Below are 12,998 nucleotides of genomic sequence, written 5' to 3'. Positions count from 1 at the left end.
AAATCCGGGGGCAACTCGAAAACCCTGCAAGCCGCGTAATCCGGGGCTTGCGCAAGTATTTCCCTTGACCTCTGGCGCAGGCCTTGACCTAAGGCCGGCAACAGGCGCCGAAGGCGTGGATTTCCATGATGGCTCCAGGCCTGTAACGACGCTGTCTTCGCCGATCTTTCCAAGGCTTGCCCACAGAGTTATCCACAGGCCGGAAGCGCGCTTTAATCGCCATTTGCGCTAAGGACAAAACACTTGACAAACCCCGATGCGAAAGCCGCGAAAAAACCTGATCAAAAAACAACCACGCCTCTGGAAGCCTTGTAAACAAAGGGCTTCAGCAAGCTGCACCCAAGTTACCCACAGTCGGTTCCACACCAATGGTGGACAACTCAAACCCCTATGAAAACGCCCGCTGAAGCGACGTTCTGTCGCGCCCAAAAGAATGTCTGGACAATGTTTTCCACAAAACTGTGGACAAAAAACGCCCCGTCAGCCGGGGCGCTTTTTTTCACTACCGATCAGTGCCCGCCCAAGTAAGCGTTGCGCACCTCCTCGTTGACCAACAGCTCCTGGCCAGTACCGGTCATGCGGATATGACCGTTGACCATTACATAGGCGCGGTCCGATAGCTTCAGCGCATGGTTGGCGTTCTGCTCCACCAGGAAGATGGTCATGCCGGTCTGCGCCAGCTCGCGCAAGGTGGCGAAGATCTGCTTGACCACGATCGGCGCCAGGCCCAGCGACGGCTCATCGAGCAGCAGCAATTTGGGCCTGCTCATCAAAGCCCGGGCGATGGCGAGCATCTGCTGCTCGCCGCCGGACATGGTCATGGCGCGCTGGTTGCGCCGCTCCTTGAGCCGCGGGAACAGTTCGAACATGCGCTGCATGTCCTCGCTGGCGAACTTGTCGCCGATCGGGATGGTGCCCATCATCAGGTTCTCTTCCACCGACATGTCGGGGAACACCCGGCGACCTTCCGGCGACTGGGCAATGCCGTTGGAAGCGATGTAGTGCGACGATTTGTGAGTAATGTCGGTGCCACGGTAGATGATCTGCCCGGCCGCCGCCCGCGGCTGGCCGAAGATCGACATCAGCAGGGTCGACTTGCCGGCACCGTTGGAGCCGATCAGGCTCACCGTTTCGCCTTCATCGATGTGCAGCGAGACTTTCTTCAGGGCCTGGATCGGCCCGTAGAACACGTCGATCTCTTTCAGTTCGAGGATCGGTGTACTCATACCAGTTCCTCTTCATCGGCGCCCAGGTAGGCGGCAATCACCGTCGGGTTGTGACGGATGTCCTGTGGCGCGCCTTCGGCGATCACGTTGCCGTGGTCAAGCACCACGATATGGTCGGAAATACTCATGACCATGCCCATGTCGTGCTCGATCAGCACCACGGTCAGGTCATGTTCGTCGCGCAGCACGCGGATCATTTTGCTCAGCGCTTCGGTTTCCTGCGGGTTGAGGCCGGCAGCCGGTTCGTCGAGGCAGATGATCTGCGGCCGCGTGCACATGGCCCGGGCAATCTCCAGGCGCCGTTGCTGGCCGTACGACAGCTCACCGGCCAGGCGGTTGGCGCAGTCGACCAGGTCGACCACTTCCAGCCAGTAGAAGGCATGGTCGAGGGCATCGCTTTCGGCCTTGCGGTAGCCCTTGGTGTTGAGTACGCCGGCCAGCAGGTTGCGGTTGACCCACATGTGCTGGGCCACCAGCAGGTTCTCGACCACCGACATTTCCCGGAACAGGCGAATGTTCTGGAAGGTCCGCGCCAGCCCTGCGCGGTTGACCAGGTGAGTACCGCCAAACATCTTGTAGTGCAGGCGGTTGATGAAGCGCTTGGGCGAGACGAAATCGCCCAGCTGAAAGCGTTCGCCCAACAGCTGGATGACATTGGTGCGGGTGCCGCGCAGGTTCAGTTCGATCTTGCCTCCACTGGCTTTGTAGAAGCCGGTCAGGCAGTTGAACACCGTGGTCTTGCCGGCACCGTTGGGGCCGATCAGGGCGAAGATCTGGTTGCGTCTGACCTTGAGGCTGACATCGCTGAGCGCCTTGATGCCGCCAAACTGCATCATCAGGTTTTCAACCGAGAGAATCACGTCATCGCTCATGGCGCCACTCCTTTACGCGGGACTACACCGGTACGGCTGATACGAATCAGGCCGCGCGGTCTCCAGATCATCATCAACACCATCAGCACGCCGAACAGCAGCACCCGGTACTCGGAGAAGCTGCGCAATAGCTCCGGCGCCACGGTCAGCACGAACGCAGCGATCACCACGCCGACGGTCGAGCCCATGCCGCCGAGCACGACGATGGCAAGGATCAGCGCCGACTCGAAGAAGGTGAACGACGACGGGTTGACGAAGCCCTGGTAGCTGGCAAAGAACACCCCGGCAAGGCCGGCGGTAGAGGCGCCGAGGGTGAAGGCCGAGAGTTTCACCAGCACATGGTTCAGGCCCATGGACCGGCAGGCGATCTCATCTTCGCGCAGCGCTTCCCAGGCGCGGCCGACCGGCATGCGGGTCAACCGGTGCTTGATGTACAGCACCGCCAGCACCACCAGGAACAGCACGATGTAGATGAACAGGAATTTCACGTTGGGGTTGTAGGCAATGCCGAAGAACTCGTGGAACGGCACCCCGCCGTCCTTGGCCCGACGGCCGAACTCCAGGCCCATGAAGGTTGGCGACGGCACCGGCATGCCGTTGGGACCGCCGGTGAACGACAGCCAGTTGTTGAGCACCAGACGGATGATCTCACCAAAGCCGAGGGTAACGATAGCCAGGTAGTCGCCATGCATCCTCAGCACCGGAAAGCCCAATATGCACCCGGCCAGCGCCGCAGCGATTGCCGCCAGGGGCAACACCGTCCAGAAGCCCAGGCCCAGGTACTGGTAACCCAGGGCCAGGCCGTAAGCGCCGATGGCGTAGAAGGCCACGTAACCCAGGTCGAGCAGGCCGGCAAGACCTACCACGATGTTCAGGCCCAGGCCCAGCAGTACGTAGATCAGGCCGAGGATGACCACGGTCAGCAGGTACTTGTTGGCGAAGAAAGGGAAGACGATGGCAATCACGATCAGTGCCGGAATGATCCAGCGCAGCCGCGACTTGTAGTCCGGCGCCAGCACGTGCACGCCGGAACCACTGCCCTCGAAGCCCTGGAGAATCGACTGGCCCTTGGGCGTCTGCAGGAACAGGCTGAGGAAAAACCGCCCGACCATCACCCCGGCCACCAGCCAGGCGACACGGGTCGGTTCAAGGTTGAAGCTGTAGCCGTCGAGCACCACGCCGACGATGGGCCCGAAAACGATCAGGGAAATCAGCCCGGCGAGGACCGTATCGATCAGGCTGCGCTTGATATCGAATGTAGTTGTTTTGGCAGCAGACATACTTACACCTTCGCCACGAGTGGGCGACCCAGCAGGCCTTGGGGACGGAAGATCAGGATCAGCACCAGTAGCGAGAAACTGAACACGTCTTTGTAGTCGGAGTTGATCAGCCCGGAGAACAGCGACTCGGAAATCCCGAGGATGATCCCGCCGAGCATGGCGCCCGGCAGCGAGCCAATGCCACCGAGCACCGCGGCGGTGAAGGCCTTGATGCCGATGATAAAGCCCGCGTAGAAGTCGAAGGTGCCGTAGTTCATGGTGATCAGCACGCCGGCCAGGGCCGCCATGACCGCACCGATGACAAACACATAGGAGATCACCCGGTCAGTGTTGATACCGAGGATCGAAGCCATCTTGCGATCCTGCTGGGTGGCCCGGCACATGCGCCCGAGCTTGGTGAACTTGATGATGTAGGTAAGCGCCGCCATGCCGACGAAGGCCGCCACCAGGATGAAGATCTTGGTGTAGGTCAGTTGCACGAAACCGGTGCCCACTTCGACGCGCCAGGCGCCTTCAAGCAGGGTCGGTACGCCTTGCTGGCGTGCGCCCTGGCTGATCTGCGCGTAGTTCTGCAGGATCAGCGAGATGCCGATGGCACTGATCAGCGGCGCCAGGCGGGTGGAGTTGCGCAGGGGTTTGTAGGCGATGCGTTCGATGGTCCAGCCGTAGACTCCGGTGACCACCACCGTGAAGATCAGCGTCCCGAGCATCAGCAAGGGGAAGGATTCGATACCGAAATACGCCAGCAATGCCAGGCTGATTGCCGCCAGGTACGCGGAAATCATATACACCTCGCCGTGCGCGAAGTTGATCATGCCGATAATGCCATAGACCATTGTGTAGCCGATGGCGATCAGGCCATAGACAGACCCGAGGGTCAGCCCGTTGACCAGTTGCTGCAGGAAAATACCATCCATAACGCAATCTCACGTATTTGAGATTGCACAAGCGCCGACTACGGTGAGCCCCGGATGAAGCGGCCCTCGCAGCGCAGGGTTGTGCAGATCTACGAGAAAAGACAGGTACGGCGCAAAACCGGGTAGCGACCCAGGCTCAGGCCCGGGTCGCCTACCGTTGTTATTTTTGTTTTTCCAGTTGGTGGTACTTGCCGTCCTTGTCCCACTGGTAGACCACATAGTCAGAGACCGTCAGGTCGCCCTTGCTGTCCCACTTTTTCTCGCCCATCACGGTTTGCACCGGGTTGGCCTTGAGCCACTTGGCAGCGTCTTCGCCCTTGTTCGACTTGGCGCCGTTGAAGGCTGCAGCCAGGGCCTGGACCGAAGCGTAGGCATACAGGGTGTAGCCTTCTGGCTCGGTGCCGCCTTTGCGGAACTCCTCGACCACCGCCTTGCTGTCTGGCAGCAGGCGCGGGTCGGCGCCGAAGGTCATGTACACGCCATCGACGTATTGCGCGCCACCGGCAGTGGCCACCAGTTCGTCGGTTACGATGCCGTCGTCGGACATGAACTTGACGTCTTTCAGGCCCGCTTCACGCAGTTGTCGCACCAGTGGACCGGCTTCCGGGTGCAGGCCACCGAAGTAGACGACGTCGGCACCGGCACCACGAATCTTGGTGACCACGGCGCTGAAGTCTTTCTCGCCACGGGTCAGGCCTTCGTACAGCACCGGTGTCACGCCGCGTTTGACCAGTTGAGCCTTGGTCGCATCGGCCAGGCCCTGGCCGTAGGTGTCCTTGTCATGCAGGACGACAACCTTCTTGCCCTTGAGCACGTCGACGATGTAGTCGCCGGCGACGATGCCCTGCTGGTCGTCACGTCCGCACATGCGAAACATGCCAGTCAGGCCGCGTTCGGTAACCGCCGGGTTGGTCGAGCCCGGGGTGATGGCGATGACACCGGCTTCGTCATACACCTCAGACGCCGGAATGGTGTTGGACGAGCAGAAGTGCCCGACCACACCGATCACCTTGTCCTGGTCGACCAGGCGGTTGGCCACGGCCACGGCCTGCTTCGGCTCGCAGGCATCGTCGCCCTTGACCAGCACGATCTTCTCGCCGTTGACGCCGCCCGCGGCATTGACCTTGTCAGCCGCTGCCTGTGCACCTTTCATGTACTGCTCGCCAAACGCTGCGTTGGCACCGGTCATCGGGCCTGCTACGCCGATCTTGATGTCGGCCTGAACATACGAAGAAACGCCCAGCGCCGTAGCTACGGCGAGGGCCAGAAAGCCTTTCTTGTAAAACGTCTGCGACATGAGGTGGTGCTCCTGGAGTTTTTTTTGGTTGGCACTACAACTTTCAGCAATTGCTCTGAGCAAGGGCCGTGCCATTGGTTTTTTATTCTGGAAAAACTCGTGAACAAGTTGCGCAGCCAGGATTCACGGCCTTTTTTTACTGGTCGTGCAACCGTCTGCCTCACGACAAGCGCCACCGGACACGAGAAAAAAGAGCAACCGCGAAGTGCCATCATTGCAACCCTGGGTTGTGGTTACGTGCAACCAGCCTGTAACAGGATGCGTAACCGAACTGCACATCCTTGGTGCGCGACTGCTACAGCGGGCACCATTACAGGCTAGCCGCTGCCCGACAAAAGCGCCGCTACCTGTAGCCTGCTACCGAATTACCCCGGCCTCGGCCTGCCCGCGTGGCGGCAAAGGCTGGCACAATGCGCAGGTCTGTGCGCCGTCGCTGGCGGTGATGGCGCGCGCCCCCTTTGGAGCCCCCTATGAGCGAGAGTGCATTTGCCGATCGCATCGTGCAGAACCTGCTCGACACCGATTTCTACAAGCTGACCATGATGCAGGCCGTGCTGCACAACTACCCCAACGTCGACGTGGAATGGGAGTTCCGCTGCCGCAATGGTGAAGACCTGCGCCCTTATCTGGCGCAGATCCGCGAGCAGATCGAGCAGTTGTGCGAACTGAGCCTGGGTAATGGCCAGCTGGGCTTCCTCGAGCAGATCAGCTTCATGAAGCCGGACTTCCTGCGCTTTCTCGGCCTGTTCCGCTTCAACCTGCGCTACCTGCAACTGGGGGTCGAGAACGACCAGCTGTACTTGCGCCTGCGCGGCCCCTGGCTGCACGTGATCCTGTTTGAAGTACCTTTGCTTGCGATCATCAGTGAGGTGCGCAACCGCCATCGCCACCCCCAGGCCAAACTCAGCGACGCCCGCGACCAGCTGTACCGTAAGTTCGACTGGCTCAAGGCCAATGCCAGCAGTGAGGAGCTGGCCGAATTGCAGGTCGCCGACTTCGGCACCCGCCGACGCTTCTCCTACAAGGTTCAGGAAGAAGTGGTACGGGTGCTCAAGGAAGATTTCCCCGCGCGTTTCGTCGGCACCAGCAACGTGCACCTGGCACGGAAACTGGATATCAAGCCACTGGGGACCATGGCCCACGAATGGATCATGGCCCACCAGCAACTGGGGCCGCGGCTGATCGACAGCCAGATCGCCGCGCTCGATTGTTGGGTGCGCGAGTACCGCGGGCTGCTGGGCATCGCCCTGACCGATTGCATCACCATGGATGCTTTCCTGACCGATTTCGACCTGTACTTCGCCAAGCTGTTCGACGGCCTGCGCCATGACTCGGGCGATCCGGTGCAGTGGGCGGAAAAGGCCATCAGCCACTATCGCAAGCTGGGGATCGACCCGATGACCAAGACCCTGGTGTTCTCCGACGGCCTGAACCTGACCAAGTCGCTGGAGATCTTCCGGGCCCTGCGCGGGCGCATCAATGTCAGCTTCGGCATCGGCACCAACCTCACCTGCGATCTGCCCGGGGTGGCGCCGATGAGCATCGTGCTTAAAATGACCGACTGTAACGGCCAGCCCGTCGCCAAGATTTCCGATGAGGCGGCCAAGACCCAATGCCGCGACGAAAACTTCGTCGCCTACCTGCGCCACGTCTTCAAAGTGTCCAAGGAGTAATTCATGCAAGCCGTCCAGCGAGAGATTGCGCAAGCGCTCAAGGTCCAGCCGCCGTTCGCCGACAGCGCCGCGCTCGAAGCCGAAGTGGCCCGGCGCGTGGCCTTCATCAAGACCTGCCTGCACAACGCACGGCTCAAGACCCTGGTGCTGGGTATCAGTGGTGGCGTTGACTCGCTGACCGCCGCGCTGATGGCGCAACGGGCGATCAGTGAACTGCGCAGCGAGACGGCTGATGAGCAGTACCGCTTCATTGCCGTGCGCCTGCCATACCAGGTGCAGCACGACGAACACGACGCCCAGGCCTGCCTGGAAGTGATCAAGGCCGACGAGGTGCACACTGTCGACATCGCCCCGGCCGTGCGTGCCCTGGCGACCGAGGTCAAGGCCCTGGAAAACGGCGCGCCGGCGATGGTCGATTTCGTCGTCGGCAACACCAAGGCGCGCATGCGCATGGTTGCCCAGTACACCATCGCCGGCGCCCGCCAGGGCCTGGTGATCGGCACCGACCATGCCGCCGAAGCGGTGATGGGCTTCTTTACCAAGTTTGGTGATGGTTCCTGCGACCTGGCACCGCTCAGTGGCCTGGTGAAAAACCAGGTGCGGGCCATCGCGCGCAGCTTTGGCGCGCCGGAGTCACTGGTGGAGAAGGTGCCGACTGCAGACCTTGAGGACCTGGCGCCAGGCAAGCCGGACGAGGCGTCCCACGGCGTCACCTATGCGCAGATCGATGCGTTCCTGCATGGCGAGGCGGTGAGCCAGGAAGCGTTCGACATCATCAGCGCCACCTACCGCAAGACCCAGCACAAACGCGAGATGCCGTTCGCGCCTTGAACGCATCGCGGGGCAAGCCCGCTCCTGTGGGAGCGGGCTTGCCCCGCGATCAGGTACCCGAATTACTTCAGGGTAACAGTGCCTTTCATCATCGAGATGTGGCCAGGGAACGAGCAGAAGAAGCCGTACTTCTCGTCAGCTTTCAGCTTGGACACGTCGATGGTCAGCGAATCCTTCTCGCCAGCGCCGATGATCTTGGTGTGGGCGATCACGCGCTCGTCGCCTTCTTTCAGGTAGCTCTTGTCGATGCCGGCAGCCAGGCCGTCGGTGGCGATCGGCTGCATGTCAGCTTCTTTGCTGATGACCAGGTTGTGGCCCATGACGTTCTTCGGCAACGAACCGGAGTGGGTCAGTTCGACAGTGAAGGTCTTGCAGCTCTTGTCGATTTCGATGGCCTTGGTGTTGAAGGACATCTGGTCGGTGGAGTCGATCGTCGCCTTGCACTCAGCGGCAAATACCTGAGTGCTGGCGAGGGTCAGCAAGGATACTGCGACAACTTTGGCAAACATCGTGAATCTCCATGGCAGGGGTTTTTTATCAGTTTGCAGACTGCCTGAAACCGCAAGGCCGGCCCATGATGTGGGTCAAGCACTGGCCGAAGAGCCAGGCAGTGAATTTGTTCTATGGATTGTATACAGGAAATCTAAGTGCCCATCATGCACCTTTGAGGGAGGATGAGACAACCTCTCATTTAGGAGTAAACGATCATGTCCTTTGGTACTTTCTTCAATGGCCTGCTGGCCGCCTACGCCTGCGGCGCTGCGGGCGCCTCATGCGAATTCGCCCGGCCGGAGTAACGACTGCGGGCTTGGAAGCGAGCGGCCAGCACCTTACTCTGTGTGCGCTTGTAACCGGAGAGAAGCAATGCCCGTACGTTCCGTTTGTGTGTTCTGTGGCGCCAGCACCGGCGTCAACCCGGCCTACCGCGAGGCGGCCATCGCCCTCGGCCAGGCCATCGCCGCGCGCGGCCTGACCCTGGTGTACGGCGGTGGCGCCGTGGGCCTGATGGGTATCGTTGCCGATGCGGCCATGGCCGCTGGTGGCGAAGTCATCGGCATCATCCCTGAAGCGCTGAAAAACGCCGAGATCGGCCACACCGGCCTGACCCGCCTGGAAGTGGTCGACGGCATGCACGCGCGCAAGGCACGCATGGCCGAACTGAGCGACGCATTCGTGGCCCTGCCCGGTGGCCTGGGCACCCTGGAAGAGCTGTTCGAAGTCTGGACCTGGGGCCAGTTGGGTTACCACGCCAAGCCCCTGGGCCTGCTCGACGTCAACGGCTTCTACAGCAAGCTGGGCAGCTTCCTAGACCATGTGGTGGAAGAAGGCTTCGTGCGCCCGCAACACCGCGCCATGCTGCAACTGGCCGACTCGCCAGCCGAGCTGCTCGAGGCCATGGACAACTTTGAAGCCCCGGTGCTGCCCAAGTGGGTCGACAAGAAGCCTGATTGACCCGCCTCATCGCGGGGCAAGCCCGCTCCTACAAGGCTGTGGCCTCATCCAGCGGCATCACCGTGACCTGCACCTGCGGGTCATGGCTGCCGCCACCGAGGATCACCCCACGCAGCGGCGAGACATCGGAAAAATCCCGGCCCCAGGCCAGGGTGATGTGTTCCAGCGCCGGGCGCAGGTTGTTGGTGGGATCGAAATCGATCCAGCCCTGCCCCGGGCAAAACACTGAAATCCACGCATGCGAGGCATCGGCGCCGATCAGCCGTGGCTGGCCGGGTGGCGGCCGGGTCAGCAGGTAGCCGCTGACATAACGCGCCGCCAGGCCGCGCGAGCGCAGGCAGGCGAGCATCAGGTGGGCAAAGTCCTGGCACACGCCGCGGCGGCGCTCCAGCACCTCCACCAGCGGCGTGGCGACCTGAGTTGCTTCGGCATCGAAGGTGAACTCGCTGAAGATCTTCTCCATCAACGCCTGCACGCCTTCCAGCAATGCCCGGCCAGGCTCGAAAGAGGATTCGCTGAAGGCCACGAAGCGCTGCTTGAGGCGCACATAAGGCGACTCGAATCGATAACGGCAGGCTTCCAGAAGCGCCGCTGCCATCGGCTGACTGGCATAGGTCAGGGCCTCGCGCACCTGCTCCCAGGCCGGCGAGGCGGCAAAGTCCGGCGCCGCCCGCTCGAGCACTTCAACCTGCAAGCGCGCCACCACCCGCAACTGCTCATGCTGGCGCTCGAACGCCAGGCGCGTCAGCGGGTTGCCGAACACGTCCCACTCATCGCGCCGCTGGGTCGGCTGCGGGCTGACCTGCAGGGCCTGGGCCGTGCAGCGTTGCCAGGCGCAAGGCCGTGGCCACAGGTGCGCCAGCTGCTGGGCCAGGGACACCGGGCTGTCGTAGCGGTAATGGGTGTCGTGGATAATCTGGTAGCGCGCACTCATCACAGCGACACCGTCTGTTGGCTGACATCGTCGACGTGAGCGAAATGGCGCAGGGCCAGGCGCTCGGAAATCTCGCCACTGGCCAGGGCCACCCCTTGCAGCAGGTCAGCAAGCCCCGACAGCACCGCTTGTACACTGGCGCTGCCGAACAACGGGTCTTCCAGGCTGCGCAGGTCGAAGTGACGCAATTGCTCGGCCAGTAGCGCCAGAGCCGGGTCGCGCGGGCTGTCGAATTCCTCGCTCAAGCGCTGGTTGGCACGCACCAGCAGCTTGAGCTGGAACAGCACGGCGTGGGGGTTCTGTTCATCGAGCAGGAGCAGATCGAGCACCGGGATCAACTGCGCCACCGCCAGGTAGCGCGAGCGGTAGGTGATGCTGCTATTGCCCAGCTCCAGCAACCATTCAAGCCCGGCCTGGTCGTACACCGCCGGCCCGCGCAGAAACGCCGCCAGGCTGCTGCACAGTGACTGCAATCGCTCGATACGCCGGCCAATCATCAGGAAGCGCCAGCCTTCGTCGCGGGTCATGTCGTCGAGGGCAAAACCCGACAGCGCCGCCAGCGACATCACCAGGCGGTTGAGAAAATCCACCCGCTCGCCAAAGTCCGCCTCGGCATCTTCCAGGCATTGCGCCTCCCGCTGCAGCTCGACCAGCGCCTGCCAGTTCTCCCGCGAGAGCTTGCCGCGCACCTGCGACGCCGCCCAGTGCAGGCGCTGCAAATTGGCCCGCAGGCTGAAGGCCCAGTCGCCATCGTCCAGCGCCGCGCGCAGGCGCTCGGGCAACTCGCCCTCCTCCGGCAGCAGCGACAATTCATCGGCCAGTTCCACCGCCGCCTGCAGGGCCAGCGGATCGTCGCCGTCCAGGTAGCGGGTGAGGATGATCCGCAGCAGGCGCGCACTGGCATCGCAGCGCTCGCAGTAGCGCCCGAACCAGAACAGGTTCTCCACCACCCGCGAAGGCAGGTAAGGGTCCTGGCGGATCAGTTCGGCCACGCCGATGGTGCGCTGGGCCCGCCATTGCTCGCCCGCTGGCGCCGCTTCGCCGAGCACCCAGGTGTCCTTGCTGGCGCCACCGCGCTGCATCGACACCACCTCGGCGTCAGCTTGCGCAGCAACCCGGGTCAGGCCACCGGGCAGCACCCGATAACCGTCCGCCGAGGCCACCGCGTACACACGCATGCCAATGGCCCGCGGCTGCACCTCGCCCTTGGCGGCCTGCCACACCGGCGCCTGGGACAACTGCGCCAGCTCCTGGGCGACATAGGCGTAGGGCCGTGCCTGGATGCGTTCGGCCAGGGCCTGGCGCTGGGCCGGGTCGAGGTCACGGCCGAACACCGGGCTGAAACTCTGTGACGGGAACGCCGGCTTGACCAATAGCTTCGGCAACTGCTCCAGTGCCCGCGCCATCACCGGTGGCTCACCGCACCACCAGGTGGCGATCGACGGCAGGCTCAGTTCTTCAGCAAACAAGCGCTGGTTGATCGCCGGCAAGAAACCGAGCAGGCCCGGCGACTCAAGCACGCCGCTGCCCAGCGCATTGGCCACCAGCACCCGGCCCTGGCGCACGGCATCGAGCAAGCCGGGCACGCCCAGGGCCGAGTCGGTGCGCAGCTCCAGCGGGTCGCAGAAATCATCGTCCAGGCGCCGCATGATTGCGTGCACCCGGCGCAGGCCGCTCAGGGTCTTGAGGTATACGGTGGCATCGCGCACGGTCAGGTCGCTGCCCTCGACCAGTGGATAACCCAGCTGCCGCGCCAGGTACAGGTGCTCGAAATAGCTCTCGTTGAAGCGCCCTGGGGTCAGCAGCACCACCAGTGGCGCCTCCTGGTCACTGGGTGCCAGGCGCGCCAGGGTCTGTTGCAGGGTGCGGAAGAAACCGGCCAGGTGTTGCACCTGCAAGTCGCGGTATAGCTCGGGCAACGCCCGCGAAACGATGGTGCGATTCTCCAGCGCGAAGCCTGCGCCCGACGGCGCCTGGGTGCGGTCTGCCGTCACCCACCAGCGCCCGTCCGGGGCACGGGCCAGGTCCACCGCGTAGACATGCAGGTAGGTGCCTTCAAGTGGCGCTATACCCTGGCAGGGCCAGAGGAAATTGTTATGGCCATAGACCAGCTCGGCGGGCAGCAGGCCTTCGCTGATCAACTGCTGCGGCCCGTAGATATCGGCCAGTACCGCATTGAGCAAGCGCGCGCGCTGTTCGACACCGGCGGCCAGTTGCTGCCATTCGGCGGCAGGCAGCAGGTGCGGCAACAGGTCCAGCTCCCAGGGCCGGTCGGCGCCCTTGGGGTCGGCGTAAACGTTGTAGGTGACGCCGTTCTCGCGCAACTGGCGGGTCAACGAGGCCTGGCGCTGGGCCAGTTGCGCCGGTCCGCTGCGCTGCAGGTAGGCGCACAACGGCTGCCAGTGCGCACGCACCGCTCCCTGGCTTTCGAGCATCTCGTGATAAGTCCCCGCACTCAGCGGGTAAGCATCCAACAGGTCAGGCATGGCAATGCTCGAAGGCCACAGGTCAGTTCA

General features: G+C 62.7%; 11 protein-coding genes. 3 read left to right on the top strand and 8 right to left on the bottom strand.

Annotated features, from left to right (window positions below; translation table 11 throughout):
- Window positions 1-509 precede the first annotated feature (509 nt).
- From LOY54_RS02610 to LOY54_RS02590, 5 genes are all read right to left on the bottom strand, one after another.
- The gene (locus LOY54_RS02610) at window positions 510-1,226 is read right to left on the bottom strand and encodes an ABC transporter ATP-binding protein (protein ID WP_038997425.1); all 717 of its coding nucleotides are present in this window, start codon (window positions 1,224-1,226) and stop codon (window positions 510-512) included.
- The gene (locus LOY54_RS02605; protein ID WP_038997426.1) at window positions 1,223-2,098 is read right to left on the bottom strand and encodes an ABC transporter ATP-binding protein; all 876 of its coding nucleotides are present in this window, start codon (window positions 2,096-2,098) and stop codon (window positions 1,223-1,225) included. Before LOY54_RS02605 ends, LOY54_RS02610 begins: the two co-directional genes overlap by 4 nt.
- Window positions 2,095-3,378 (bottom strand): high-affinity branched-chain amino acid ABC transporter permease LivM, encoded by a 1,284-nt coding sequence (gene livM, locus LOY54_RS02600; RefSeq protein ID WP_045196897.1) that lies wholly within the window; start codon window positions 3,376-3,378, stop codon window positions 2,095-2,097. The genes LOY54_RS02605 and livM overlap by 4 nt, the downstream gene beginning before the upstream one ends.
- A 2-nt stretch (window positions 3,379-3,380) precedes the next feature.
- Window positions 3,381-4,295, bottom strand: a complete 915-nt coding sequence (locus LOY54_RS02595) for an ABC transporter permease subunit (protein ID WP_010221625.1) — start codon at window positions 4,293-4,295, stop codon at window positions 3,381-3,383.
- Between the two features lie 160 nt (window positions 4,296-4,455).
- Window positions 4,456-5,592: a branched-chain amino acid ABC transporter substrate-binding protein gene (locus LOY54_RS02590; protein ID WP_045196895.1), complete on the bottom strand. Its 1,137-nt coding sequence runs from the start codon at window positions 5,590-5,592 to the stop codon at window positions 4,456-4,458.
- A 470-nt stretch (window positions 5,593-6,062) separates the two neighbouring features.
- Here LOY54_RS02590 and pncB point away from each other — a divergent pair, with 470 nt between their 5' ends.
- Entirely contained in the window at window positions 6,063-7,265 is a 1,203-nt protein-coding gene (pncB, locus tag LOY54_RS02585; protein WP_045196893.1) for a nicotinate phosphoribosyltransferase, read from the top strand.
- Window positions 7,266-7,268: 3 nt separating this feature from the next.
- Complete coding sequence (gene nadE, locus LOY54_RS02580) at window positions 7,269-8,096, top strand: ammonia-dependent NAD(+) synthetase (RefSeq protein WP_258609131.1); 828 nt, start codon at window positions 7,269-7,271, stop codon at window positions 8,094-8,096.
- A gap of 62 nt (window positions 8,097-8,158) precedes the next feature.
- Here nadE and azu read toward each other — a convergent pair whose 3' ends face one another.
- The gene (azu, locus tag LOY54_RS02575; protein WP_045196890.1) at window positions 8,159-8,605 is read right to left on the bottom strand and encodes an azurin; all 447 of its coding nucleotides are present in this window, start codon (window positions 8,603-8,605) and stop codon (window positions 8,159-8,161) included.
- Between the two features lie 355 nt (window positions 8,606-8,960).
- Between azu and LOY54_RS02570 the strand changes: the two genes are divergently transcribed.
- On the top strand, window positions 8,961-9,548 hold the full coding sequence (locus LOY54_RS02570) for a TIGR00730 family Rossman fold protein (RefSeq protein ID WP_045196888.1): 588 nt from the start codon (window positions 8,961-8,963) through the stop codon (window positions 9,546-9,548).
- A gap of 28 nt (window positions 9,549-9,576) precedes the next feature.
- Here the strand turns inward: LOY54_RS02570 and LOY54_RS02565 are convergent, their stop codons facing one another.
- Both LOY54_RS02565 and LOY54_RS02560 read right to left on the bottom strand, forming a co-directional pair.
- Window positions 9,577-10,482: a transglutaminase family protein gene (locus tag LOY54_RS02565; RefSeq protein ID WP_213602611.1), complete on the bottom strand. Its 906-nt coding sequence runs from the start codon at window positions 10,480-10,482 to the stop codon at window positions 9,577-9,579.
- Window positions 10,482-12,968 (bottom strand): circularly permuted type 2 ATP-grasp protein, encoded by a 2,487-nt coding sequence (locus LOY54_RS02560; RefSeq protein ID WP_258609124.1) that lies wholly within the window; start codon window positions 12,966-12,968, stop codon window positions 10,482-10,484. The genes LOY54_RS02565 and LOY54_RS02560 overlap by 1 nt, the downstream gene beginning before the upstream one ends.
- Window positions 12,969-12,998: the final 30 nt, after the last annotated feature.

It is taken from the genome of Pseudomonas sp. B21-032, from assembly GCF_024748965.1.
In the GTDB taxonomy this organism is placed as follows: Bacteria; Pseudomonadota; Gammaproteobacteria; order Pseudomonadales; family Pseudomonadaceae; genus Aquipseudomonas.
Note: the sequence above shows the minus strand (reverse complement) of the source record. Positions and strands in the feature narration are given on the sequence as shown.